At 42.3% G+C, this 26,303-nt stretch carries 19 protein-coding genes and 1 rRNA gene; 12 read left to right on the forward strand and 8 right to left on the reverse strand.

From position 1 onward, the window contains the following. Positions 1–184 precede the first annotated feature (184 nt). The 3 genes from rrf (at position 185) to G511_RS0110360 (ending at position 1,346) form a co-directional block, all read left to right on the forward strand. A 5S ribosomal RNA gene (gene rrf / locus G511_RS0110350) occupies positions 185–300 on the forward strand. 190 nt (positions 301–490) lie between these two features. After that, a complete protein-coding gene (locus G511_RS0110355) occupies positions 491–970 on the forward strand; it encodes a DUF2489 domain-containing protein (RefSeq protein ID WP_028469562.1) in 480 nt (159 codons plus the stop codon). Position 971: 1 nt separating this feature from the next. Beyond that, positions 972–1,346, forward strand: a complete 375-nt coding sequence (locus tag G511_RS0110360; protein WP_028469563.1) for a hypothetical protein — start codon at positions 972–974, stop codon at positions 1,344–1,346. Between the two features lie 16 nt (positions 1,347–1,362). Here G511_RS0110360 and G511_RS0110365 read toward each other — a convergent pair whose 3' ends face one another. The 3 genes from G511_RS0110365 to G511_RS0110375 form a co-directional block, all read right to left on the reverse strand. Next, entirely contained in the window at positions 1,363–3,912 is a 2,550-nt protein-coding gene (locus G511_RS0110365) for an ATP-binding protein (RefSeq protein ID WP_028469564.1), read from the reverse strand. Between the two features lie 76 nt (positions 3,913–3,988). Beyond that, on the reverse strand, positions 3,989–4,918 hold the full coding sequence (locus G511_RS0110370; protein WP_084629071.1) for an ABC transporter substrate binding protein: 930 nt from the start codon (positions 4,916–4,918) through the stop codon (positions 3,989–3,991). Between the two features lie 27 nt (positions 4,919–4,945). Further along, positions 4,946–7,033 carry a TonB-dependent receptor plug domain-containing protein gene (locus G511_RS0110375; RefSeq protein ID WP_028469566.1) on the reverse strand — a complete coding sequence of 696 codons (2,088 nt, stop codon included), beginning with the start codon at positions 7,031–7,033 and terminating at the stop codon, positions 4,946–4,948. A gap of 533 nt (positions 7,034–7,566) precedes the next feature. Here G511_RS0110375 and G511_RS23835 point away from each other — a divergent pair. The 4 genes from G511_RS23835 to G511_RS0110400 all read left to right on the forward strand — a co-directional run bounded on the left by G511_RS23835 (position 7,567) and on the right by G511_RS0110400 (position 10,209). Next, on the forward strand, positions 7,567–7,782 hold the full coding sequence (locus G511_RS23835; RefSeq protein ID WP_028469567.1) for a hypothetical protein: 216 nt from the start codon (positions 7,567–7,569) through the stop codon (positions 7,780–7,782). Positions 7,783–7,948: 166 nt separating this feature from the next. Beyond that, positions 7,949–8,116 (forward strand): magnesium transporter, encoded by a 168-nt coding sequence (locus tag G511_RS24360; RefSeq protein WP_156905196.1) that lies wholly within the window; start codon positions 7,949–7,951, stop codon positions 8,114–8,116. A 225-nt stretch (positions 8,117–8,341) separates the two neighbouring features. Then, entirely contained in the window at positions 8,342–9,127 is a 786-nt protein-coding gene (locus G511_RS0110395) for a 3-hydroxybutyrate dehydrogenase (RefSeq protein ID WP_036551861.1), read from the forward strand. A 68-nt stretch (positions 9,128–9,195) separates the two neighbouring features. Beyond that, on the forward strand, positions 9,196–10,209 hold the full coding sequence (locus tag G511_RS0110400) for a patatin-like phospholipase family protein (protein WP_028469569.1): 1,014 nt from the start codon (positions 9,196–9,198) through the stop codon (positions 10,207–10,209). 76 nt (positions 10,210–10,285) lie between these two features. On the opposite strand, the gene G511_RS0110405 is transcribed toward G511_RS0110400, so the two are convergent. Both G511_RS0110405 and G511_RS0110410 read right to left on the reverse strand, forming a co-directional pair. After that, positions 10,286–10,963: a type 1 glutamine amidotransferase domain-containing protein gene (locus G511_RS0110405; RefSeq protein WP_028469570.1), complete on the reverse strand. Its 678-nt coding sequence runs from the start codon at positions 10,961–10,963 to the stop codon at positions 10,286–10,288. 32 nt (positions 10,964–10,995) lie between these two features. Next, positions 10,996–12,006 (reverse strand): NADP-dependent oxidoreductase, encoded by a 1,011-nt coding sequence (locus G511_RS0110410; RefSeq protein WP_211224894.1) that lies wholly within the window; start codon positions 12,004–12,006, stop codon positions 10,996–10,998. A 22-nt stretch (positions 12,007–12,028) separates the two neighbouring features. Between G511_RS0110410 and G511_RS22535 the strand changes: the two genes are divergently transcribed. Further along, complete coding sequence (locus G511_RS22535; RefSeq protein ID WP_084629072.1) at positions 12,029–13,063, forward strand: LysR family transcriptional regulator; 1,035 nt, start codon at positions 12,029–12,031, stop codon at positions 13,061–13,063. A gap of 17 nt (positions 13,064–13,080) precedes the next feature. Here the strand turns inward: G511_RS22535 and G511_RS23840 are convergent, their stop codons facing one another. Beyond that, positions 13,081–15,576, reverse strand: a complete 2,496-nt coding sequence (locus G511_RS23840) for a methyl-accepting chemotaxis protein (protein ID WP_051221869.1) — start codon at positions 15,574–15,576, stop codon at positions 13,081–13,083. 305 nt (positions 15,577–15,881) lie between these two features. On the opposite strand from G511_RS23840, the gene G511_RS0110425 reads away from it, so the two are divergent. Genes G511_RS0110425 through G511_RS0110435 form a run of 3 tightly spaced genes read left to right on the forward strand, consistent with a single transcriptional unit; the run spans position 15,882 to position 19,642 of the window. Beyond that, a complete protein-coding gene (locus tag G511_RS0110425; protein ID WP_156905197.1) occupies positions 15,882–16,940 on the forward strand; it encodes a hypothetical protein in 1,059 nt (352 codons plus the stop codon). Positions 16,941–16,942: 2 nt separating this feature from the next. Next, a complete protein-coding gene (locus tag G511_RS22545) occupies positions 16,943–17,578 on the forward strand; it encodes a hypothetical protein (protein WP_051221871.1) in 636 nt (211 codons plus the stop codon). A gap of 39 nt (positions 17,579–17,617) precedes the next feature. Continuing rightward, complete coding sequence (locus tag G511_RS0110435; protein WP_028469573.1) at positions 17,618–19,642, forward strand: putative bifunctional diguanylate cyclase/phosphodiesterase; 2,025 nt, start codon at positions 17,618–17,620, stop codon at positions 19,640–19,642. A gap of 73 nt (positions 19,643–19,715) precedes the next feature. Here G511_RS0110435 and modF read toward each other — a convergent pair whose 3' ends face one another. Both modF and ilvC read right to left on the reverse strand, forming a co-directional pair. Next, positions 19,716–21,134, reverse strand: coding sequence for a molybdate ABC transporter ATP-binding protein ModF (gene modF, locus G511_RS0110440; protein ID WP_028469574.1), 1,419 nt, complete (start codon positions 21,132–21,134; stop codon positions 19,716–19,718). Positions 21,135–21,259: 125 nt separating this feature from the next. Then, entirely contained in the window at positions 21,260–22,735 is a 1,476-nt protein-coding gene (gene ilvC, locus G511_RS0110445; RefSeq protein WP_028469575.1) for a ketol-acid reductoisomerase, read from the reverse strand. A gap of 388 nt (positions 22,736–23,123) precedes the next feature. On the opposite strand from ilvC, the gene G511_RS0110450 reads away from it, so the two are divergent. Next, complete coding sequence (locus tag G511_RS0110450; RefSeq protein WP_028469576.1) at positions 23,124–26,096, forward strand: insulinase family protein; 2,973 nt, start codon at positions 23,124–23,126, stop codon at positions 26,094–26,096. Positions 26,097–26,303: the final 207 nt, after the last annotated feature.

Below are 26,303 nucleotides of genomic sequence, written 5' to 3' on the forward strand. Positions count from 1 at the left end.
GATAGGCTGGGTGTGGAAGCGCTGCGAGGCGTTGAGCTAACCAGTACTAATTGCTCGTGAGGCTTGACCATATAACGCCAAAGGCGTGTGGGAAGCATGTAGTAACAGATAAGATTACAGACTAGCGCTTGTTAAACAGACAAAGACACAGAAATTCATCGAATCCATGTTGTGACAGTTTATGCTTGGCGACCATAGCGAAATGGAACCACCTGATCCCATCCCGAACTCAGAAGTGAAACGTTTTAGCGCCGATGGTAGTGTGGGGTCTCCCCATGTGAGAGTAGGTCATCGCCAAGCTTTTAATAGAGAACCCTGATCACTTCGTGATCAGGGTTTTTTTATGCCTGGAGTTAAGGAATAGGAGGATGGGCTTACCATATATCTAGATTGATAGTACTCAGTACTGGATGTGTAAGCTCTAGGGCCTTCGAAGCTTTTCCTGTATTATTTATTTTTATCAACGATGTTAGATCAGCAGGTTTAATCGATGTCAGAATCAGTAATAATTTCGATGATTGCTTTTGGGGCGCTCATTATTGTTTTTCTTTTGGTGTTTATTTATAAAAAATATCTACTCTTAAAGAAAAATCGACTGGCCAAGCAAGAGCAAGCTGAGCAAATTAATAAGGTGCGTCAGGAAAAATATACTTATGTACTTGATAGCCTCAAAGTCTTATCGCAAGCCTTGGTGAGCGGCCAGGTTGGTGTCGTAGAAGGTTCGATCAGAATTAAAGTATTAATTGACCATTTAGACCCTGAGTTTCATAGTAAGAAGGCTTATAAAGTTTTCTCTGATATTTTTAATGAAACAGAACACATTCCTATATTAAAAGCATGGAAAAATTTAGATAAGCGTACCAAAAGAAAGTACGAAGCCTTTATGGCTGATATAGAAGAAAAACGTGCTGCTGAGGCGATTGAAGCCGCTGGGGTGCTTAATTCTGAGTTGAACAGAGCTTTGCACTAAAGTGGATTTTATTTTAGTTTTTGTGATATGTTTGTTGTTCTTGCTTTTACTTGCTATAGCTATGTTGTTTGGTCGCCCACCTATTTATCGTCCTAAACGGGTTGATGTGTATCGCTTAATCTCAAGTCTATGTGAAGGGGGAGGTGATACCGAACAGTGGGTGGTGTTTGTTGGGTTAACTATCTTACATGACCCGGATTTAGAAAAAATCCGTTTACAATGTTACGAATTAGAGTTGCAAGCAGAAAGCCACCAAAGGGTTTTATTTGGGTCAGGGCGCTATCGTTATAACGATGTGGGGATGCAGCGTCTAGAGGGGATACGTTCTACTTTAAAGGGCTTGATGGATCAAGAGCCTACTTATCGATCATTTTGAGTATTACTGCTTACTATCAATCTTTACTGTCTAAAATACGCTTAAGGCGCCAAATAACTTTCCATATACTAGACCAGTCAGCGCTACTCTGGACTATCAGTTCTTGTAAGCTTGTGACACAACATTCAATTTCAGGAAGCTCATAAAGTCCAGCGATTCCCGCAATTTGATGATTGATTTCGCTAATGGCATTAATCTGCTGTTTTTGAAAAGCTGTTTGTAGTCGTTTGCTTAGGGATTGTAACTCTTGCTCTAGTTGCTGTGGATGTATGTCATATTTCGTAATATCTGTTGCTTGTGTAATGTGTTGATCTACTTGTAGTACGTTTGTAGTGAGAGCATTAATAGTCTCAAATAACTGTGAATCATTAATGGGTTTTAGTAATACCTTAGATACTCCCGCTTTATATAAAGCGATATGCTCACTTTCAATAATGTTGGCAGTTAAGGCTATAATTGGGAGGGATGGCCATTTCTCCTTGATATATTTTGTTGCCTCAAACCCATCCATGATAGGCATATGAGCGTCCATTAAAACAATATCAGGTTTCTCTTCTTCAACAAGCTTGATTGCTTCTAGGCCAGTCGTAGCCGTAAACGACTGGATATTAAAGCTGTTCAGTATGTTCTTAATAAGAATGCTGTTGAACTCATTATCTTCAGCTACTACGACTTTTATAGTCTTCATAGTTAAGTGTGGCTTAGAGTTTGTGGCTTCTAAACAGGTTGTCAGTTGTATTGCTTGGTGGATACGACTAGGTCTTACTGGCTTGTTTAATATAGTGATGTTATTTGTTACAGGAAGGTTCGTGCAGTTAGGTGAAAGGAGTATCAATTTTGCACAATGAGGACTTATTTCTCTTATTGCCTTCAATAGCACAATTTGTTTTTCTGGATTAGCAGGGATACTTATTATCACACTGTTGTTTTCTGCTATGAGCTTAATTTCTTCTATGCTTTTTAGAGTTATAACCTCGCTTGTCTGTCTTTTTAATATGCTGCTAATGGCTGTTCTAAGAGAAGGGTTTTCTTCATAGTACATAGTGCTTGTGTGTACTTTTGTTGAGCTGTTAGTAATTGTGTTCGCATGAGCATTTGTTTTTAATGGGAGGTCCAATGTGAGTGTTGTTCCTTGGCTTTCTTCGCTACTCATAGACAACTTGCCTCCCATTAACTCAGTTAGTTTCTTAGCGATAACTAAGCCAAGTCCTGAGCCGCCGAAACGTCTAGTGATAGACGTATCTGCTTGCATAAAGGCTTTGAAAAGTTGTTCTAACTGCTTTTGGGGAATGCCTATTCCAGTGTCGATGACTTTTAGTGTGAACAAGCTTTGCTGTTTATTTAAATGCTTAATGTGTAAATAAGTTTCAACAGACCCCCTCTCTGTGAACTTTACTGCATTTGATAAAATGTTTGATATTATTTGCCGAAGTCTAGTAGGGTCCCCTATAACTTCAAGGCGTTCTGTTTCAGGTAAATGGGCAATAAGCTCTAAGCCTTTGTCATGAGCTTGTGGAGCCTGCATTTCCATCACATCGTAAATCAAATTTTCTAAATTAAAAGGGATGTGCTCTATCGTGATGGCATTTTGCTGGAGTTTAGAGAAGTCCAGAATGTCATCAATGATAGAAAGGAGCATCTGAGATGTCTGGTTAATAATTCTTATGTGTTCTAATTGTTCTTGTGTACAAGGGCTCTGCTTAAGTAACTTCGAAAAACCAACAACTGATGTTAAAGGAGTACGTAGCTCGTGGCTCATTCTTGCTAAAAAGTCATCTTTTGCTTTGTTCGCTTCATCTGCACGTTTCCTAGCAGTGGCTAGAGCGCTATTCTGTTGTTCTAGGTGATGAAGCGTGAATTGTAATTTACGTGTGGCTAGTTCAATTTTACTTTCTTGGTTTTTTATTGACTTATGAACAGTATCAGCAAGGTTATTGAGCCCAATGGCGAGCGAGTTGAATTCGCCGGTATAAGTATTGGTTATACGGGCATCATATTGCCCTGCTTGAATTTTTTCCATTATTTGGGTGAGTTCAAGTATAGGTAAGCTGATCCGTTTGCCAAATCGCTGCGCAAGAAAAAATGTAAATACAGAACCTAGGAGTAACAAAAGAGTGTTTGCTATAAATATTTGCTCTTCTTGTTGCACTTTCCTTGATTCAGATATAACAACAACAACCCAGCCTATGGTTTCAACTATCTGTTCTGATTCTTGGAACTCTGCGTTGTCTAAGAACGGGATGCCGGTGGTTACAATAGGTTGAGTAAAATACCAATACTCACTTTGTTTGTATGTTTGCCCAGAAGCTATTTGAAGATTAATAGGGAATTCTGCAGAACGCAGGATTAATTCGTACTTTCCGTCCAGAAACAGAATGTCTGATACATCTTGCTCTAATAGGGGGCCTTTACTGAGATCTTTAAGCAGCTCGCTATTATTAGTTATAAAGCCAAATTCTGAAGAGGATGCAATTAAGCGAGCTAATAATTGACCTCGTTCAAGGAGGGAGTGCTCTGCATCTTGTAAGCGCGTATAAGTGAAGTAGCCACCTAACAGAAGAGACATAAACAATAATGGTAGAAGTGTCAGGAACAAAATACGCTTTCTAATACCAAACCGAAAGCGTGGGTTAGGTAAGGTGTTAATGAGCCCCCCCTAACTGCTGTTGTAATACCGCAGCATCATTCATCTGTATGTTAATGGTTTGTCTAGATTTTAGGTTAGTTTTTACCGTGAAATACTTTGGATGTGAAGGTTCAACAATTATCCCTGTTTCTAAATAAGCATCGAGTGCTTCCGCTGCATGTTGGCCTATTTGTTGAGGAGATGAAAAGATTGCCGCCAGAGCACCAGCATCTACATATTTTTCTGAAAAACCGATGAGTGGTTTTTTTAGTCGCAGTGCAAGAAACAATGACCATTTGGCGCTGGCGCGATTAAAAGCTGATTGATCAGGGATAGCTAAAAAAACATCTGTATCTTGGATAATGGGTTGTAAAGTGTTCACTGGATTGTTGTCACTATTAAGTACAACAGATTTTATGTTGAAGCCCATTGTTTTAGCTGCATGATAGACGCGTTCTCTTTCGTTTATTGATGATGCTCCAAACACGGTTCCAATGGTTGTTCCTGTTGGAGTAATCAATCTGGCAAGGGCTAATTGGAGCAGCATTGATTGATCAATAAATATGGCTGTTGTGTTATTAGAACTTCTGAATGCTCTAGCAAGTAACTCTTCATAAACCCTACGTGGGAGAAAGCTTGCAATGATGGGTGAGGTTTTAAATTTTCCTAAAGCCTTCTCAAACGCAGCAGAGCCTATTGTTAGAACTATTGTTGGTGCTCCTGAAATACTGTCGATTGAGTCTATGGTGTTCTCTTCAATGTTAGTAGTCGTGTTAAGCGAAGAGTGAATGCTATCGGCTACTAATTGATATACAGGTTGCTTTGAACTTAATAGCAGGGTTATACGAGGTATGTCGTTAGCTTGGCAAAGAGCGGGCACGAATAAGAGGAGGGCAGTAAGTACTGCCTTGTTTATGTTCCTTGTTATCCATATCCAATAAGTCATATTTTCAGGCTTTCCCTGCCGATCAATTTAAAAGTTTAATTTCATTATTAAGTATAAGCGGCGATCATAAAGGTTATTCGTATGGAATTGAGAGTACTTCTGATCAAACAGGTTCTTAACGAGTAAACTGGTGGTTAATTTATGTCGATGGCTTGTGGGAAAAGATTTTGTGATTTTAAAGTCAGCTGTTTTGTAACTTTCAATGAGACTACTATCTTGCCATTGTACGTCCGACATGTAGTTGAAAATTACACTACTATCTAGAGTGTTTGTGAATTGATGATTTAGTAATAGCGTTGCTGTATGGCGGGGTGCAGAATCATCATAGGTGCGGTCAGATTTTCTCGCTAATTCCCCTCTTCGTTGTATACCGCTGATTTTGGTCATGCTATAGGCAAAATGAATAAGGTCTTTATTAGATGGCTTTATGCTGGCTTGTATTTCAAAACCGTGTGATTTTCTATTAGAAGCATTACGTAACTCTCTTGCCTCATCTCTAAAGCCTTGCTTAATTGATAGAAGATCAATAGGCCCTTCGTAAAACCAGCTCTCTATTCCATTTGAGATGCGCTCGTTAAAAATCTTCAGGTCTACGAAACCCTTATTCTCGGGGAGTGTCCAAAAAATTCCTAACTCAGCAGCGTTAAGTTTTTCTGCTTCTAAGTCATCATTAGGGAAAGAGACATAATCAAAAGGAACGCCTTCTGGGAATATATAAGATGACTTATTATTTTCCTCTAGAAGTGATGGTGTCCTGTAAGCTTGGGTGATAGCTCCACGCAGAATAAGAGAATTACCCAGCTTGTAGTTTGAAGCGAGTCGTATAGACGTTGCTGGAGATGTAATCGAGGACAACTCGGACATAAAGCCTGCGTTCCAACTTAGATGATCAGTTTGCTTCCACTCAGCATTACTGAAGAAAAAATAGATTTCTTCATCAATTGTTTCATCACTACCCAATAGAGCAAGGCTGCTTGCTTTCTCGTAACGAAAACCTAATCCAGAAGCTAATGTAAAAGATGAAGTTGGAGTGAATGTGTGTTGTAGTTCTGCGCCGTAAGTTTGCGTGCTGCCATTTTCAGCACTGCTCAACACGGGAAAGTCACTGACATGACTACTGCTGAACGGGTAGTTGTCGCCTAATGTTGCTGCTAAAAAGGCAAGTTGAGCGTTGAGATTTACTAGCCCTGGGTCATTTAGCAGTTCTGATGCATTGAAAGACTTTGTTTTGAGTCTTAGGTAGTTATGAAAAAGCTGTGTGTTGATCTCGTGGGTTTCGTTGACTACATGGTTCCATTGAAGATATTGGAAATGAGAAAAATGATCTCTATCTTGATACTCTCTTAGCTCGTTTCCACCTCCTATGCCCATCGTTCCATTATTAAACCCAGCCGTGAAATCAATGCTGTCATAGAGTGAGGGTGTAAATACAAAGTGTAGATTGCCTAAATTTACATTTTCCCCCCCTTTTTGAAAATCAAACCCCTTATTGCCTTCATGGCCTAAGTTAACGCGGTAATATAGATCGTTGGCTTTACCGCTATAAGATGCTGTTACATCTTTTCTCCCTTGTGCTCCAATTGTCGTTGTTAGTTGCTGTGACGTTTGTTCAATGGGCGTTTTAGTAACAATATTAATGGCACCCATTAATGCATTAGAACCATAGGAAGGAACGTTGGAGCCGCGTACAACTTCTATACGTTGAATATCGTCAATAGATATCCCCAAAGTGTTCCAAGCAACTGTCGATAGAAGGGGGATATAGACTGGGCGTCCATTAATACGGATATCGAGATTGCGAGGAAACTCGCCTGAAGCACCATGATAAGTTACGGCGTACTTATTTGCATTGGGTGTATAGACTTGAAATCCCGGGACTAACTTAAATAGCTCAGGAAGGTCGACTGCACTCGATGCTTGGATCAACTCTTGTGTGATGACCGTTGTTGATACAGGCGCTTCAGAAATATTTTGTGAAATACGAGTAGCAGAAACTATTTCTGGAATATCACTAAAGAGGTCAGTTTCATTATACCCATAAGAGACTGAGCTCGTGATAGATAAGGAAGATACAAATAGAAGCTGCAAGAAACGACTCAAACACGGATAGCTCATATAACACCTGATAGTAGGATAGCTTTAAATGCGTGTGCCAACATAGATAATGATGGCCAGCATAATAACTGCTTCAATAACAAACCCATTATTTGTTAGAACCCAATCTAGCATGCTGAATAACCACTAAAGAATTACTAGGAAGAATAACGAATTTAACAGGTGGGGAGTAGACCTAAATTTCATACAATAAAAATGTGAAAAATATTAGATTACAGTTACAACCACTTTCTGGAATAAAAATACCAAAAAATCCCGCCAGATATTGCGATCAGTATTATAACAAAGGAGCAAAATTCAGAGGGTGTTTTAGTTCTTGCATTATTTGCTCTCAGATTCAGATATTTGTTAGGTAATAGTTGCATAGTTGTTTGAGCAAAGGGAATTATTGACACATTGCCTACAGATGATCTTTAGCAGTGTCTGTTTGTTGAATACAGTAACCAGTTTAATAAAAACCAAATTGGTCGTTATGCCGGAACGGTGCCGCTCAAAGCACTTTTGGTTCGTCCGGGTATATTCCACTCGTAGAGTTGTTAGACGAGCAAGCAGAGTCTCTGTTAGCAGAAACTAGCCTTGAAGAAAGTGCTGATATTCAGGAGAAATTTAAATACGTTTTATTACCGAGTATCGATGCTAAGGGCATGTTAATTTGGCGCATGACGATTAAAGATGGTTTTCAAATAATGCGGGAAAGCCATGAGGCAGAAAATATGGCACGCGCGGGCTTATCCGAATCTGCAGATTAGTTTTCTCCCATATGGAAAAGCTCAATATGTCGTGCATGTGGTTTTGTATTAACTTACTAACTGCATTTTGGCGTCTGGGCTGTTGGGCTTTTTGAAGCAACGCTTCAACAAGTGGTAGCACATGCCGTATTAATGCCAATGTTGCTTCGATGGCTTTTTGTGGGCGATGGTTATAGGTGCTGTTGCTAGTTGGTTCTCAGGTTTTATGATTGGGTTGGTGATTGCATCAGCGATTGCTATCAACATAATGACGGCTGCTTTTTCAGGAGTACTCATTCCTGTTTTATTAGATAAGCTGAAGATTGACCCGCGCTTTCAGGCTCAGTCATACTGACAACAGTGACTGATGTTGTCGGCTTTGTGGCCTTTCTCGGGCTGGGAAAGTTATTCTTAATCTGAATGCCAGCTGACTGCTTATTTGCTATTCAGAAGATATTTAATAGGAGGTTTTGTGCAGTGCAAAATGTATGTTAATGTCTTGGCTGCATAGAACTGGAATTGTGATATTTCAAAGCACCAGGTCCAGATTCTGAAGATAATTATTTTCATAAGGTAATGGATGATGCTGACAGATAAAAATGCAGTTGTTACAGGCTCTACTTCCGGAATTGGTTTGGCAATTGCTCGTGGTTTAGCGGAACAAGGTGCTAATGTCGTGATTAATGGTTTAGGCACGCCAGAAGAAAACGAAGGGGTTCGGGCAGCAATCGAAGCTGATTTTGGCGTTAAAGTACTTTTTTCACCAGCGAATATGCTAAAGCCTGTAGAAATTGCGGGCATGGTTACGGATGCTGAGAAGGAATTAGGTTCAGTAGATATATTGGTAAACAATGCTGGCATTCAATTTGTATCGCCTGTTGAGGAGTTCCCAGAAGCTAAATGGGATGCCATTATTGCTATTAACCTGACCGCTGTTTTCCATTCTACTAAAGCAGCTATTCCTGGTATGAAGAAGCGAGGTTGGGGGCGTATTATCAATACGGCATCAGCACATGCATTAGTCGCTTCCCCATTTAAATCTGCGTATGTTGCCGCTAAACATGGCGTTGCTGGTTTTACTAAAACAACAGCACTGGAGCTGGCTGAGTACGGTACTACTGTAAATGCTATTGCTCCTGGCTATGTATGGACGCCGCTGGTTGAAAAGCAGGTAGCTGATACAGCCAAAGCACGTGGTATTACGGAAGAGCAAGTGAAGCAGGATGTAATGTTAAAAGCACAGCCGACTAAAAAGTTTGTGACAGTTGAAGAAATAGCGGCTGTAGCTGTGTTTTTATGCAGTGATGGTGCTTCGTCTATTACAGGTAGCACGCTACCAGTTGAAGGCGGCTGGACTGCACAGTAATTGCACGACAATCAATGGCTGCTTTTTTACTAAATGAATGAAAACCTCTAACTAGGGAAACAACACTGATGCGTAAGAAGTCAGTAAATCTTGCACTGCAGGGAGGTGGATCTCATGGCGCATTCACCTGGGGTGTATTAGATCACTTTATGGAAGATGGGCGCGTCAGTGTTGAAGGTATTTCAGGTACAAGTGCCGGAGCAATGAATGCTGTCGTACTGGCACAAGGCTATATGAACGATGGTGCAGACGGCGCTAGAGAATCGCTAGAGACATTTTGGCGAAAAGTTTCTGAAATGGGTAAGTACAGTCCACTTAAGCGGACACCGATGGATGTGCTGACTGGGCGCTGGGATATGGAAAGCTCGCCTGCATACCTAATGTATGATTTATTAAGCCGAGTTGCATCACCGTACGACACTAACCCTTTGAATATTAATCCGTTGCGAGAGTTAGTTGAGTCGAGTATCGATTTTGAAAAAGTTAGGGCATGTAGTGCTGTTAAACTTTTTATCGCTGCAACTAATGTGCACTCAGGGAAAATAAAAGTTTTTGAGCGTGAAGAGCTTACACCTGATATGGTGCTGGCTTCTGCCTGTTTGCCTTTCTTATACCAAGCAGTAGAGATTGATGGTGTTCCGTATTGGGACGGTGGTTATGTGGGTAATCCCCCGTTATACCCCCTCTTTCAAGGGACTAAGTCACGAGATGTATTAGTTGTTCAGGTCAATCCTATTGAACGAAATGAAACACCGAAAACAGCGCGTGAAATCCTTAATAGAGTGAATGAGATATCCTTTAATACTTCTTTATTAAGAGAGCTACGTAGTGTTGAGTTTGTACATCGATTATTACATGAGAATAAGCTTGATAAAGACCATTACGCCGATATCTTAGTACATCGTATCGATGCGACCGAGCAGTTAAATCCACTGTCTGCTTCTAGTAAAATGAATGCTGAGTGGGAGTTCTTAACTCACCTTCGCGATATTGGTCGTGAATCTGCGAAAGTATTTCTTGATGCGAATTATGATGATCTGGGTGAGCGTTCAACGTTAGACCTTGTGAAGGAATTTTCATAAAGCTGTGTATTATTCTGTATTGAAAAAAAGGAGCCTAATGGCTCCTTTTTTTATTGGCACAAGGCATGTTTTCTCTTTAGCTCAGCTTAGCGAGTACCGCGTTGGCCACTGCGGCAGAGGAAGCAGGATTTTGACCGGTGATCAATAACCCATCCTCGACAACATAAGGGCTCCAGTCACTGCCTTGGCTATAGAGACCACCTTGTTTAGTTAGCTCATCTTCCAGTAAGAATGGCACTATTTCAGTTAAGCCAACGGCAGCTTCTTCAGTGTTGCTAAAGCCGGTGACTTTTTTCCCTTTGAAGAGAGGTTCGCCTGTTGTGTCTTTGGTGTTAAGTAATACGCTGGGGGCATGGCAGACGGCAGAAATAGGCTTGCCTTGCTTAAAGAAACTTTCTATCAGTTTGATAGACGCTGTGTTGTTCGTTAGGTCCCACATTGGGCCATGCCCACCGGGGTAAAAAACAGCATCATAATCATTAGCTAAAACATCGGCTAGTTTGATGGTGTTAGCTAACTTAGTCTGTAGTTCACTATCCTGATCGAAACGGCGAGTGGCGTCTGTTTGGAAATCCTCTAACTCACTTTTCGGGTCGATAGGAGGCTGCCCTCCAGCGGGTGACGCCAGTGTTATATTGGCGTTAGAGTCAGAGAGGGTGTAGTAGGGGGCGGCAAACTCTTCAATCCAAAAACCAGTTTTTTCGCCAGTGTCGCCTAGTGTGTCATGTGAAGTGAGTACGAAAAGAATATTCATCGTGTTTGTTCCTATTTACTGTTAATCGAAAACTAACTCAGTTTTACAAGCATTTTGCCTATGTTCTTTCCGGTAAATAGGCCGATAAAAGCGTCGGGCGCTTGTTCAACTCCCTCATATACAGTTTCTTTTGCAGTGACTTTTCCTTGTTGTATCCATTGTGTCATCTGGGTAACAAAGGCTGGATATTCATTCCAGTGATCAAAGATAATGAACCCCTGTATGGTTAACTTTTTGATGATTATCTGAGATAAATTTGTTGGACCCGCTTGTGGCGATGTTGCGTTATATTGGTCAATCATTCCGCATACGGCAATTCTGCCGTAATCATTCATGAGATTAAGAGCCGCTTCTAAATGCTCACCACCAACATTTTCAAAGTAGACATCAATACCCTGCGGACAGGCTTGGGAGATACTTTCTTGTAAGTTTTCCGTGGTTTTATAATTTACAACAGCGTCGACACCCAATTCAGCCTTTAGGTATTGAGCTTTTTCCTCTGAGCCAACACTACCGACAACAAAACAACCTTTCAGTTTGGCTATTTGGCAAACGATGGCGCCGACTGCACCTGATGCGGCAGAAACAAATACGGTGTCACCCTCTTTAATACGAGCAATTTTAGTGAGTCCGGTAAAGGCTGTCATACCAGGCATACCAAGCACGCCTAGAAAGGCTTGGTCTGGTATTTCTGTTTCTGGTAAAGGCTGTAAATCTGCGCCGTCTGTTGTGAAATACTCTCGCCATCCGCTCATGTTGGCAACTTTACTGCCCACAGGAAACTGAGGGTTACTGGATTCCATCACTTGCCCAACGGCTCCGCCTGATAAAGTTTCATTCAGAGCAAAGGGTTCAATGTAGCTTTTCCGCTCCAGCATGCGACCACGCATGTAGGGATCTACAGACATCCACGAATTTTTAATGAGAACTTCACCGTCTTTTAAAACGTCGACCGGTGTCGTTACAACGCCGAAGTTTTCCGAGGTTGGAATGCCTGAAGGGCGGCTTACGAGCTGTATTTCACGGTTTACTTCGATATACATGTTCATACCTTGAAAAGAGTAGATGTCAGAGAATATGGCTACTCTAATCTTGAATGTGATATGCATCCAATGCATTATAAAAATATCCAACATGATTATTGGTAATGTGATTGTGAATATATCCCGAGTGTCTAGTGCTGATCTTAATTTATTGCCGGTTTTTCATGTGTTGTTAGAAGAGCGCAGTGTTACGCGTGCGGCAGGTCGCTTGAACCTGACGCAATCGGCGATTAGCCGTAACCTTGCACGGCTAAGAGAACTGTTTAATGACCCTCTGTTTACTCGCACACCTAAAGGTTTGGCGCCTACGCCGCGAGCAGAAGCCCTAGCGTTACAATTACATCATTCGCTACAAGATATAAGTTTACTGATAGAGTCGCCACAGTTTTCCCCAGCGCAGGCGAAGAGCGATTTCCGGTTAGCTACTACCGATTATGGGACTCAGGTGTTACTTCCCTCAGTGGTAAACCGGCTGAGAAGTGAAGCACCCGGAGTGAATTTAGAGATTGTTCCATGGCAAGAAAGCTTATTGAACCAACTTGATCAAGACAATATTGACTTGGCTGTTTGTACTGTGAATGATGCTCCCGCTGCGTTACATGGACGTGGTGTTGGCGATGATCAATTTGTATGTGTTGTGAGCACAAGGCATCCTTTGGCAGACGTTGGACTGAGTCTTGAAAGTTATGCACAGCAACCGCATGCGTTAATTACTATGGGTGGTGCCCGTAAAGGCGCTATAGACTACTTACTTGAAGAGAAAGGCCTCACGCGGCGTATTGCATTGAGAGTGCCGCATTTTGTCGCTGCTCTGGCGCTGGTGGCTCAAAGTGACTTGGTATTAACTGTTCCTTTTGGCTTAGCGCAAAGCTGCGCTAAGCATTACCAATTGAAAATTATCCCTTTTCCTATGCAACAAAATGGTTTTACCTATTCTGTTGTTTGGCATGAGCGGTATATGAAAGACGCAGGACATATGTGGTTACGTCAGCTAGTGTTTGAGGAGTTAACCAATACTCTTAAAGTATTAAAGGCTGATTTTTCCGTTAACATTTAACGGTTTACTATCAATGCTTATACATGAGGCTGTGCGTTATCAGTTCTTTTTATGGGATCCTGCTCACTTACAAAGCGTTGCATTAATGTATTTAACCCGTTGGCCTGATCATGCATGGAGCTTGCGGCGGCAGAAATCTCTTCGACTAAGGCTGCGTTTTGTTGAGTGATATCATCGATTGACATGATGGAGCGGTTGATTGGAGTAATGCCTTCGGCTTGTTCTTGGCTGGCTTCGCTGATTTGCAAAGTCAGTAATGTGACTTCTTCTATACTGTTAGTAATGTCTTCAAGCGCATCTGAGGATAATTGAACTTGCTCGGTGCCTTCTTTAATCTTCTCTGTAGTATCTTTTATCAGTTCTTTAATATCGCGTGCCGCTTTAGCTGATTTTTGAGATAAATCGCGAACCTCATTAGCAACCACTGCAAATCCTCGTCCTTGCTCTCCTGCACGTGCAGCTTCTACGGCAGCATTTAGTGCTAGTAAATTAGTTTGAAACGCAATGCTATCGATCAGGCCAGTGATTTCTGCAATATGTTTGCTCGATGCTTGAATAGCAGACATCGCATCGATGGCACCGGTCATAACTTGAGCACCATGCGCAGTAATCTCTTTGGCTTGGCTTACTACCTTGGTTGCTTGTGCTGCATTGTTTGCATTGGTCTGAATGGTTGTGCTGATCTGTTCTATACGAATACTGGTTTTTTCTATTGAAATGGCTTGCTCTTGAGTGCGTTCTGATAAGTCATTATTGCCCAAAGATATTTCTTGAGTGGCGCTGGAAACATCTCGGGCAGAAATGCGGACTTCATTGACTAATTTTGAAATAGAATGCTGACCATGATTAATGGCCTGCTTTAGGTCATTGAATTGCCCTTTGTAATGTCCATCAATACGCGCAACTAAATTTCCTTGCGATTGTAGTTCTGCAACAAGTAATGCTTCTGATGTTGCTGTTTTTACAGCATCTAATGAATCATTGATATTATCTTTGAGAATATGTAGTTGTCCTGGTAAGTCGCTTTCGATACGTAGATCAAATTCACCTTTGGCCATTGCTTCCATTATGTCGTTAACTTCCCTAATTGCGTTCCCTATATCGAACATAGCACATTGGGTAATATCAACAATTTGTTGATAGTCTCCGGGAAGTTCTGTTTTTATCTCTGCGTTAAAATTTCCTGCTGATAAGCTTTCCATGAGCTGTTTAAGTGCAGCAATGCTTGCTTGGGTTTGTTCGGCGCTGTCGTTGATTGCTTGCTTCAAGTCGTTAAGATCACCTCTTAAGGTACGTGTGACGCGCACAGTGAAGTCGCCAGCCGCCATTTTCCTCATCATCAGTTTAGTGTCAGCTAGTGCATTCTGAGTGCCTTGGAGTAATTGATTGACCGCTTTACTGGCTTGTCCAATCTCATCTTCGCTTGATACGTGCAAACGTGCTGAAAAGTCACCGCTTTCTTCAACTTGACGTATGGTATGTGCTAACCCAGAGATGGGTTTCGTTATCTTTTGTGAAATTCGCAGAGCAGCAAAAATAATGGTTAAGATTCCGAAGAAACCAATAAGAAACACCCAAAGCTTTAAGGTGGATACTGCGGAAAATGCTTCGGCTTCATCAATCTCGACTAATAGTCCCCAGCGTTTACCCCCAACATTAATTGGAGAGTAAGAAGAGAGTACAGGGTTGCCGTTGTAATCAATTATTAATTGGCTGCCTGTTTCTCCGGCGATGGCGGCTTTAGCGGCAGCTGTTGTTATGCTTCCTTTTGAAGGGTTGGCAAAAGATGCTGCAACTGAGTGGTTTATTGGATCGAGAAAAGAGTCAGAACGCATTAGGAAGTCAGAGCCGATAAGGTATGACTCACCGCTTTTTCCCATACCTTCGCGTATTCCCATAATATCGTTAATTGGGTCGATAGGTATTTCTAGTACCACGACTAAAGCGAGTGCTCCTTGTGCGTCATAAACTGGGGCTCCAATAAATCTCTCAGGTGCTCCAGAGCTTGCCTCGTAAAGTGCGAAATCTACTTCTGAGTAACGCCCGGTTTGCATTATGGTTCGAAATAGGTCCCCTAAATGTGATTCACGATAAGGTCCTTTCATTAAATTGGTTTGATAATCTGATTTTTTTGCCGCTGTATAAGAAATCAGCCCGCTAGGCTCAATTAAAAGTAAGTCGTCGTAGTCATGATTCCCTAGATAGGTAGAGAATAAGTTTTTACCCGCAAAATTTTGCTCTGTTATTGCCCGTTGAAGCGTACCTGTATTCAGAAGAGTACTAAGTATTGATGCAAGGCTTATAGCATCTCGGCGGCTGGTTGCCATGAAATTCTCTATTTGATGAGCTTTGATACTACGAACAGCGTCGAGCTGTTGGTAGCTTTGTTTTGATAGAGAGTCACTTGCCTTATAAATGGAGACAATGGCTAGTATTGCGAACGGCACTATACCAATTAATAAAAAGCTGAGGAGTAGCTTTGTGTTTATGTTCGAGTTGTTAAAAGATTTCACACAAATCTCCAAGTAAGCTTAGCAAACAGAGTTGTTATTTTTGTATTGAACTCAGTATAGAAGAAAAAAATATAACCATAGCTACTAGTTATAGCCTATGGCGTTGATTGAAAGTGGGTAAGGCCGGATTTATATCGGCATTATTATGATTTTGAAGAAAATATTTAGCATAAATAGATAGAAAACCTTGTGTTCAGGCATGACAAGCTCGTGATGTAAACTATGCTTATGGTTCCTAATATATGAATTTTTATTTTCTAGATTAGTTCTTTATTTGCTTAGCAATCATGATGTAGGAGAAGCGCTTGAGCTGTTTGTCATTTAAGACACTACACTATTTAGTTCACTGGACAATAACCATGTTTGTGATGGCTCATGCTCCTGTGTTTGCTGGCGCTGCTGATGTAGATAATCAAGCTAACCAGCAACACACTGCCTTTCATTGGTTGGATAATAGTCGCTGGGCGTTGGATCTTTCTACCCGCTTTACTCAGGACACTAATGCAGATCATTTATCGAGCCAGCATGTTATAGGCGTTGATTTTCATAAGGTTTTCACAGGAAAAAATGGAGATATTGCTACTTTAGTTTTTCAGCCTTACTGGATGCGTTTAAATGCGGTTAAAAAACCTGCGTATTTTTTTGATGATGGTGATGATTCAGAAATTACTTGGCGTATAGCGAATATCAATTTTACAGGGCTAACCCGTAATGCATTAAATTTTCGTATTGGACACTTTGAAGTGCCATTTGGATTGGAACAAAACATAGATACTAATGGTACGTTGAGGCAATACACATTCAGCGATAGAGGAATTAAGGCTGACTGGGGTGTTTCTGTAAATGGTATTTTAGCACAATTGGATTATGAAGTTGCGCTTACGCGAGGTTCAGGGAACAACATATCGGATCGTGATAACCCTTATGTGTTCGCAGGTCGCATAGGAACTCCGTCAAGAGGAAATACCGTGGTGGGTTTGTCATGGTTTGATGGGGAAGTACTTACTGCTCCGGGAACGGTCGCACGTAAACGTATTGGTATTGATATTGTTCATTATTATCGCCAATGGGAGATATTAGCTGAGTTGTCAGGCGGCGAGAACAGTGGCTTAGGTCAGGGGAATGCTTTATTAGAGCTGTCGTGGCGTAATCCTATGGAGTCACTGCATACTTATTTGCAGCTAAGGCATATGAAGCAGGAGCATGCTAGTACTTGGCAAGACCATAGTAGCGTATCATTAGGCGTTCAGTGGAAAGTTAATCGATTTGTTGATGCCAGCACTGAATGGTTTAATGAGTTGGATACCGTTGCAGGTCAACAGACGGCATCGAAGCTCGTTGCTCAGTTACGCGTGAGGATATAAGTGTGAGCAGTGTTGAGAGTCGTTTCTTACAATTAAATAATGCAAAAGTGCTAACCGCGATAGTAGCTATTTTGGTGAGTTTTGCGATCCCAGTATCTGCTGCCTTTTGTTCATTAAGAGATCCTATTTTTGCTATTCATAGCCTTTATCCTGAAGCAACAAAGCATCGTTCGATCATTCGGCCTATAGATCAACAAATGCGACGTGAAGTGGCTAAACGCTTACCGTTTACTATTCACCATAATGAGATAGGTAAGCACACCTTATATCAAGTGTTGAACGGTATTGACTCTATAGGGTTTGTGCAAGCGCGTTCAGAACTGTCGGAATGGGGACTTGTTGAAATTGCTTGGGCTATTAGCCCTGATATGAAAATTGAAGGGTTAGCTTTTCAACGTTGCCGTAGTTTTGAGTGTAACGATACTTTGAAAAATGAAGTAGAAGCCGTCATCCAAGGAAAATCTTTCGCTGAGCTACTATTACTAGTCAGCGCTGATGGTCAGGAGTTAAGTGAACAAGCCAAAAGCGCTTTATCAAAGAGCTCAGCCATGCATTTACTAATTTTAAGCTCTGCTTTGAAGACGCTTGCAATCACTGAGCTTGCATGGGGAGATGTCATTTCTGCACAGTCACAATAGCATTATTGCAAAAGCTGTAATGATGAGAGGGCAGCCACAATGAGAATAAAAGGTTATCTTGCGACCGTTATTCTTGCTTGCCTAGCAGGAGGCTTTCTTATCGAGTTGCTTTTGTCACATCAGTTTCGTTTAGCGCATGACGCATCTGAAAAACATATGCAAAGTGTGCTTTGGAATAAAGATGTCGAGTCACTCGCGATTGATATATCACAATACCTTATTACAGCTGACTTGGTGCTGGGTTCTGGACAAACCTATTTGGTGAGAGGCGGGGTGAGCAAGGGACGTTTTATTGTAAAAAGCCTTGAAAACTTAGGCGCCCAAGATTCTCCAATACCGTTAACTACTGAATTGTCTGAGACGGCATCTACCATCTCAAGCATGAGTCACTATTTAGAAGAGGCTGCGGTTCTACCTGACGAGAACCGTGAAGAGCAACTGTCCTATCTATTAGCTAAATCAGACCGAGTGAGTCAGTTGTTAGTTGAGCGCTTGAGTCGCTTACGCAGCCTTTCTGAAGCAGCGGTTAATACTAACTTTCAGCTTCAGGTGGATGAGAGAAGTAATGTCACCTTGATACAGTATCTAAGTTGGGGCGGCTTTTCTTTAATGGTACTGCTACTGTGGTATTGGGCTAACCGACAAATATCGAGCCCTTTACGGCAACTGACCCAGATGGCAAGGGATGCTGAGGCAGGAGAAGTGTTTGTAGGTGTGACGAGTGGGCCCAAGGAAGTTGTTGAGCTGAGTAACAATACCCGAAGATTAACCAATTCACTTTCCTATCAAGCAAGCCATGATGCGTTGACAGACTTAAACAACCGCCGAGAGTTTGGCCGAGTGTTGACTCATTATTCAGATACGGTTGATGAATCAGTAACGCATGTTTTGTGTTTTGTAGATTTAGATCACTTTAAAGTCGTCAATGACACATGCGGGCATGCTGCCGGGGATGAGTTATTAGCGCAAGTAGCTCGTTTGATTCAAATATGCGTAAGAACAACAGACGTTGTGGCGCGTCTAGGGGGAGATGAGTTTGCGATATTATTGACCTCTTGTGATATTCCTGATGGACGTGTCATCTGTAACGATATCCGTAAAGCCATTGCCGATGTACGTTATCAGTGGGACGGCGAAGTTTACCGTATAAGTGCGAGTATCGGCCTGACGCTAATTGATGCGAGTAAATCGTCGATAGAAGATATTCTTAATGCTGCTGATACGGCCTGTAAAGTGGCGAAAGACTCAGGTCGAAATCGTGTGCATACCTTTGATGTTGGGGATGCCACTTTGGCGGATAAGCGCCATGAAATGCTGTGGATAAATCAGATAAATAATGCGCTGGATAAGAAGCGTATTGTGTTGCATCGACAATCTATTATTGGACTACATCACAATAACCGTGCGGATAAACATTATGAAATACTCTTGAGATTAAAAGCTTCAGATGGGGCGCTTATTTATCCAGATAAATTCTTACCTTTGGTTGAACGCTATCATTTGGGGCCGCGTTTGGATCGTGAGGTAGTGAATGCAACATTTGACTGGTTGGCTACTCATCCTCAAGAGGTAGCAGCACTAAGCGCTTGCGCTATTAACTTGTCAGGGCAATCTATTGCATGCCAAGACTCTCTTAGTTTTATTATTACTAAACTTAAACAGACAGGCTTGCCTGCTGAGAAAATTTGTTTTGAAATCACCGAAACTGCAGCAATTACTGACCTTGAAAATGCACGTCAATTCATTGCAAGTCTTAAAGCACTGGGTTGCCAGTTTGCGTTAGATGATTTTGGGAGTGGTTTATCATCATTTGCTTATTTGAAAACACTAGATGTAGATATTATCAAGATTGATGGTATGTTCGTTAAAGATATGATGACGGATGCTGTTAATTTGGCCACGGTAAAATCGATCAATGACGTGGCAAGAGCTCTGGGTAAACAAACCATTGCGGAGTTTGTAGAAAGCCAAGATATTGCGGGTGAGTTAGAGTCTATTGGGGTCGATTTCGCGCAAGGGTACTACTTCGATAAGCCTTCATTGCTGGTGGATTTGGCTCCTTGATTTATGGCGATACGCCATGAGATGAAAAGGGGTACACTGGATAGAAAATACCCCATTGAATGTTTCTAATCTATTAATTTTTTTTCAGTGCTAAATAGTTGTTGATGCCTTTAATCTGATCCTCAGGGTGATGATTGACATATAACACTGAGGTTTCGCTACCTGCACAGATTTTTTCTATTAACGCTAATACCAGTTGGCGGTTCATATCATCCAAGCCAAGACATGGCTCGTCCAGAATAAGCAGGGGTGGGTGTTTAACCATTGCTCGTGCAATTAATAATAAACGCTGGTCTCCGTATGAAAGCTTATTAAATGGCGTATCGGCACGGCCGCTCATTCCTAATAACGCTAGCCACTCATCGGCAATTTGCTTCTGCTTGTCGGTCGCTTTTGTGTACAAACCTATGCTGTCGTAGAAGCCCGAAATAATCACATTACGTAAGCCTGTTCCTACCTTGTATTCCCACTGCAGAGCAGTAGAGACGTAACCGATAAACTGTTTGATTTGCCAAATACTTTCACCACTGCCGCGCTTAAAGCCAAACACGAAAATGTCATTTACATAACACTGTGGATGGTCACCGGTAATGAGTGATAGCAGGCCTGTTTTTCCACTTCCGTTGGGGCCGCTCAGTTGCCAGTGCTGGTTGCGCTCGATAGTCCATTCCAGTGAATCAATGATCTTGTGGTCATCATAGGTAATATTGATGGCGTTGAGTCGTACAAGCGGCTGGGTTGGATCTAACTGTGGAATGGCAGTTTCAGGGTCGGCTGCTGGAACTTGTAGGTCAGTAGTTTTTAAATGTAATAATTGGTAAAGCTCGTTGTATGCTTTGCTGTCACTGCGATCGATCTTATGTTGCAAGCGTCCATTATCAACATAGGCGATGTGAGTAATAAAGTCAGGAAACTCATCAAAGCGGTTTAGAACCATAACCATCGGTACGGTTTCTACCAGTGACGCTAAATACTCTTGCAGCATTTCAAGCGTATGCACATCTAACCCATCGAATGGCTCATCAAGAATTAATAGGTCGGGTTCGCTGGCTAGCGCACGGATCAACATAACCTTGCGAGACTCGCCCGTAGATAATTTTCGAAATGCGCGCTCTACTAATGACTGCAGAGAAAATTTATCGACTAGCTCGTCAATCAACTTTTGATTACTGTCGCCGGGGTTAAGAATCTCATGTACGGGAGTTCCTTCGCTGATAACATCCATGATGTCAGCATCATCTTTTTTTAGCTCGGCCTCGATCAATTCTGCTTGGGCTTCAAAAGAAACCAGCCCTACTTTTGCAGGAAGTCCATCGATACTACCTGATAAATTTTCTCCAGCACTTGCCAGTACGGCTGCTAGCGCAGATTTACCTGAACCGTTGGCGCCAGTAACGACCCAATGTTGGCTATCGTTTAGCTGCCAGTTGATTGCATCCAATTGAAAGCGGTCTTCAAAGTTAACGGTTAGGTTGTCCAGGCTAATGTTCATAGGTTTAAGTGTCCGGAGTTCGGTATCAGCGTGTGGGGTGAGGGTGTTTATAAATTTTTAAAAAAAAGGCCAGGAGATGAATCCTGGCCTTGTTTTACCTGTAACAAGTTACAGGCAAGTCTGCATCAAACGATCTTTTTCATGTCAGCCATGTGGCCACGTAGAGTCGTACCGATCGCTTCAACTGGGTGAGCGCGAAGAGCAGCGTTCACTTCGATCAAACGAGCATTATCAACGCCGTTGTCGTCTACAGCTAGGCCTCTACCAATGACATCAGTTTTGATGTCTTTCATGAAGTCAGCCAATAGTGGCAGACAAGCATGGTTGTATAGGTAGCAACCGTATTCAGCTGTATCAGAGATAGTCGCGTTCATCTCATATAACTTCTTACGTGCAATTGTGTTAGCAATAAGCGGAGTTTCATGTAGAGATTCGTAGTATGCAGAGTCAGCAACAATGCCAGCAGCTGTCATTGTTTCGAAAGCTAGCTCAACGCCCGCTTTAACCATAGCAACCATTAGAATGCCGTGGTCGAAGTACTCTTGCTCAGAAATTTCTACATCGCCAGCAGGTGTTTTCTCGAAGGCTGTCTCTGCTGTTTCTGCACGCCATCCTAGTAGGTTAACGTCGTCGTTAGCCCAATCTGCCATCATAGTACGAGAGAAAGTACCGTTGATGATGTCATCCTGATGCTTGTTGTACAGCGGACGCATGATCAGTTTAAGTTCTTCTGACAGGTCAAATGCTTTGATTTTAGCTGGATTAGACAAACGGTCCAGCATGTTAGTTACGCCGCCATATTTAAGCGCTTCGGTCACTGTTTCCCAGCCAAACTGAATCAGCTTAGATGCGTAACCAGCGTCAACGCCTTCTTCGATCATTTTGTCGAAGCATAGTAGCGAACCGGTTTGCAGCATGCCGCATAGAATAGTCTGTTCGCCCATCAAATCAGATTTAACTTCAGCGATGAAAGAAGACATCAATACGCCGGCTTTATGGCCGCCAGTACCTACAGCGTAAGCTTTAGCCAAAGCCAAACCTTCGCCTTTAGGGTCATTGTCTTCATGAACAGCGATCAGTGTAGGTACACCGAAACCGCGCACGTATTCGTTACGTACTTCAGAACCTGGGCACTTAGGAGCAACCATGATAACTGTTAAGTCTTCACGGATCTTCATGCCTTCTTCAACGATATTGAAACCGTGAGAGTAAGATAGACAAGCACCTTGCTTCATCAAAGGCATGATGGCATTAACAACAGGCGTGTGCTGCTTATCAGGTGTCAGGTTAAGAACAACATCAGCAGTAGGGATTAGCTCTTCGTATGTACCAACAACGAAACCGTTTTCAGTAGCGCTTTTCCAAGACTGGCGTTTTTCAGCAATCGCTGCAGCACGCAATGTGTAAGATACATCGCAGCCGCTATCACGTAGGTTCATACCCTGAGCTAAGCCCTGAGCACCACAACCGATAACAACGATTTTTTTACCTTTTAGCGCTTCCACACCGTCAGGAAACTCAGAAATGTCCATGAAACGGCATTTAGCCAGTTGCGCTAGCTGCTCACGCAGAGGCAGAGTATTGAAGTAATTATTTGGCATGTCTGATAGTTCCGTGTAATTAAGTATTTGCTACACCAGCAGATACTGAAAATTTAGATTAATTGCCGTGATAAACGAAAAGCTAGCGATTGCCAGTAATGGTTCACAGGCTAAAATTCAGAGAGAGGGGTATTATATACTTCCCACGTTCGAAATTTAATAGCGCCATTTTATATAAAAGCTTGTTTTGCGTATATTGATATATATTCATCACAGTATTGCGCTAATCGCAATGATGATTCCTCTTTGTTTGAATGCGAGGTTTGAAAATGGAATTCGAATGTAGAGTTGGCACTCCGTAGGACTGACTTCTGGTTCTGTTACTGGTGTGGTTAGATAGTTACAGTATAAGCAGTCACTGTTACGCATATAAGATTGAGGGTTCTCTATGCCTTGCCATTCTGCATTTCAAAAGCTCCGTAGCCGGGTTGTTCCCGCGTTAAAAGTAGAAGTGCAGGAGTATCGTCACGTTAAAACAGGCGCGACACATTATCATTTAGCTGCTGATAACCCCGAAAATGTCTTTTTGGTCGCATTCCGAACGCCACTTGCTGATTCTCGTGGCGTCGCTCATATATTAGAGCATTGTGTTTTATGTGGAAGTGAAAAATACCCAGTGCGTGCACCGTATTTCATGATGCGAAAACGCTCCCTAGCCACTTATATGAATGCATTTACCAGTGCTGACTGGACGGCCTATCCTTTTGCTAGCCAAGTTAGCAAAGACTACTTTAATTTACTCGATGTCTACCTAGATGCGGTTTTCTTTGCCAAGCTGAATCCATTGGATTTTGCACAAGAAGGTCATCGCTTAGCGATTAATGATGACGGATGTTTAGAACATCGTGGCGTTGTTTATAATGAGATGAAAGGCGCTTTTAACGCATCTTCGTCTACATATTGGGATATTCTTTGTAAGTATCTATTTCCAACGACTCCCTATCGTTTTGTGAGCGGTGGCGATCCAGCTGAGATTCCAAACCTTAGTTATGAGCAGTTTTTAACTTTCTACCGTGAGCATTATCACCCAAGCAATGCGGTATTTATGACCTATGGTGATCTCCCTGTTAATGAGCTGCATGAGCGTATTGATCAGCAAGCATTATCTCGTTTTGATAAACAAGCTCTAGCTGATACCCCGTTATTTGAAGAGCGCTTTACAGCGCCTGTAAAAGTACAAGAATCAGTTTGTGCAGGTACTTTAGACGAAGATGTAGATAGAGGCGCTAATAATGAGCCGTTGTCAGAGCAAACACATCACCTATTGGCTTGGCTAATAGGCAAGAGTACCGATTTAAAGCAATGGTTAGAGGCGCATCTGTTGAGTCGGTTGCTCTTTCAAGACAGTGCCTCACCTTTGATGGATGCGCTAGAGTCGACGGCGCTGGGTCATGGCCCTTCACATTTATGTGGTTTGGAAGATAGCAATGCAGAACTGAGCCTCGTCTGTGGTATTCAGGGAAGTGACCCACAAGAGGCGGATGCGTTCGAGTCTCTGGTGTTGGCAACGTTGGATGATATAGCGACAAATGGTGTTGAAAAGGCACGTTTGGATGCCGTGCTTCATCAATTGGAGCTTGATCATCGAGATATAAGCGATGATGCTTATCCATACGGCTTACAGGTTATCCTTTCAGCTTTGCCGACTGCTTTGCAAATAAATGCTGATGAGGATGGACTGTCAGGCTCGTTAGATCTTGAGCCTGTGATGCTCGAACTCAGAATTGCCGTCAATGATCCTGAGTATATTAAAACATTGGTGCGCGAGCGTGTCCTTGAAAATACACACAGAGTACGCCTTTCCCTTTTACCTGATGCCACGCTAAAACAGCGTCTCCAGAGTGATGACAAGGAAAAGCTAACGCAAATGTTAGCTCAAATGAGTGAACAGCAGCGCCAGGGCCTTTATGAACAAGAGTTTGCACTTGAGGAGCGACAAAGTGAGGAAGAAGCCCCCGATATTTTGCCAAAGCTTGCAGTGCAAGAGATCCCTGTTGGCCTGAAAGCAGCTCAAGGTAACCGTTTTACGGCACACTCTTCTATGCCTATTACTTGTTTTGAACAAGGCACTAATGGTCTTCTGCATCAGCAGTTAGTCATTGAGATGCCTTGTTTGGAAGAGGAGTTACTGCAGGCACTGCCTTTTTACACGGCCTGTGTAGCTGAGCTCGGGTGTGGGGCAAAGAGTCATCAGCAAACACAAGCGTGGCGATCTCAGTATTCAGAGGGCATTCACGCCAGCAGTAATGTGCGTGGTTCGTTACTCGACGTACAACAAACAAAAGGGTACTTCACGTTAGCGACGCGAGGTTTATCGACAAATCATCAAGCGATGACCGATATGCTCTACGATGCTCTGAAAACAGTGCGTTTTGATGAGCTCTCGCGAATAAAAAATGTTATAGCTCAGCAACGTTTATCTGCTGACAACTATGTCGCTGATAACGGCCATATATTGGCTAAACGTACGGCTTCCAGTGGCTTTAGCCCAGCAGCGTCTTTAGTTCAGCGTTTAAGTGGGTTGAGGGGCATTAAATCACTTCGTGCTTTTGATAATAGTATGCGTAGCGCTTGCGATGATGATCTTATTGCATCCATGGCTGCTAAGTTTGAATGTATTCATCAGCGACTAATTGCAGCACCTAAGCAGTTTTTGCTGGTGGGCGAAAGTGCCGATTTTGAATGTGAACGCCAGGCATTGCTGGATAGATGGCAAGACACGAATACTCATATTCAGGGTAGGGAGTTTCAGCCATTTTCTCTGGAGCCTGTATCGCGACAAATAAGAGAGATTTGGACAACAGACACTCAAGTTAACTTTTGCTCGATTGCTTACCCGACCGTAGCTATTAACCATCCGGATGCAGCAGCTTTGCATGTGCTAGGAGAACTGGTTCGTCATGAGTACTTGCACCCCATAGTGCGTGAGCGCGGTGGTGCATATGGCAGTGGTTGTAGTCAGGACTCCAATATAGGTGCTTTTCGGATGTGTTCTTATAGAGACCCACGATCAGTAGGTACGTTGGAGGATTTTGGTGAAGCGACGGGGTGGTTGCAAAGTTGTCAGTTTACTCAGCAGCATTTAGATAGTGCCGTTTTTGCCATGATTAGTTACATGGACAAGCCTGTTTCACCAGCCAGCGAGGCAAAGCAGGTTTTCCACAATGCGCTATATGGTCGCACGCTTGAGCAGAGAAAAGGCTTTCGGGAAAGAGTATTGAATATCACATTGGATGACCTAGTACGCGTACGTGAAACCTATCTAGCTCCTGATAAGGCGAGTATAGCGGTGATCACACACTGTGCTGATGATCTTGTTGATTGGGCTGGCGAGCATGTTTTTGAAACGATAAAGCTATAAGGTTGTTGTTAACAAAAGTCATTAGTTATTAGGAGCTGTTACCTAAAACTATTCAATTCTCTTAAAGTTGTTCACTATAAAAATAATTTGACCGCTTATCGGTCATTTTTTCGTTGTAGCATCTTATTTTTATTGCTTATTCTTTTTTGGTATAATTGTATGAAATTTAATTCCATTTACTTCTAAGAGGATGTTGGTATATTAATA

This window comes from Neptunomonas japonica DSM 18939, assembly GCF_000422765.1.
GTDB lineage: Bacteria > Pseudomonadota > Gammaproteobacteria > Pseudomonadales > Balneatricaceae > Neptunomonas > Neptunomonas japonica.

Excerpts from the sequence above, each read along its gene's own strand:
- ilvC (WP_028469575.1), bottom strand. The coding sequence starts at position 22,735 with ATGCCAAATAATTACTTCAATACTCTGCCTCTGCGTGAGCAGCTAGCG.
- G511_RS24360 (WP_156905196.1), top strand. The coding sequence starts at position 7,949 with ATGGTTATAGGTGCTGTTGCTAGTTGGTTCTCAGGTTTTATGATTGGG.
- G511_RS0110400 (WP_028469569.1), top strand. The coding sequence starts at position 9,196 with ATGCGTAAGAAGTCAGTAAATCTTGCACTGCAGGGAGGTGGATCTCAT.
- G511_RS0110405 (WP_028469570.1), bottom strand. The coding sequence starts at position 10,963 with ATGAATATTCTTTTCGTACTCACTTCACATGACACACTAGGCGACACT.
- G511_RS0110370 (WP_084629071.1), bottom strand. The coding sequence starts at position 4,918 with ATGACTTATTGGATATGGATAACAAGGAACATAAACAAGGCAGTACTT.
- G511_RS0110355 (WP_028469562.1), top strand. The coding sequence starts at position 491 with ATGTCAGAATCAGTAATAATTTCGATGATTGCTTTTGGGGCGCTCATT.
- G511_RS0110435 (WP_028469573.1), top strand. The coding sequence starts at position 17,618 with ATGAGAATAAAAGGTTATCTTGCGACCGTTATTCTTGCTTGCCTAGCA.
- G511_RS0110410 (WP_211224894.1), bottom strand. The coding sequence starts at position 12,006 with ATGTATATCGAAGTAAACCGTGAAATACAGCTCGTAAGCCGCCCTTCA.
- G511_RS0110450 (WP_028469576.1), top strand. The coding sequence starts at position 23,124 with ATGCCTTGCCATTCTGCATTTCAAAAGCTCCGTAGCCGGGTTGTTCCC.
- G511_RS22535 (WP_084629072.1), top strand. The coding sequence starts at position 12,029 with ATGTCAGAGAATATGGCTACTCTAATCTTGAATGTGATATGCATCCAA.
- G511_RS0110375 (WP_028469566.1), bottom strand. The coding sequence starts at position 7,033 with ATGAGCTATCCGTGTTTGAGTCGTTTCTTGCAGCTTCTATTTGTATCT.
- modF (WP_028469574.1), bottom strand. The coding sequence starts at position 21,134 with ATGAACATTAGCCTGGACAACCTAACCGTTAACTTTGAAGACCGCTTT.
- G511_RS0110395 (WP_036551861.1), top strand. The coding sequence starts at position 8,342 with ATGATGCTGACAGATAAAAATGCAGTTGTTACAGGCTCTACTTCCGGA.
- G511_RS0110365 (WP_028469564.1), bottom strand. The coding sequence starts at position 3,912 with ATGTCTCTTCTGTTAGGTGGCTACTTCACTTATACGCGCTTACAAGAT.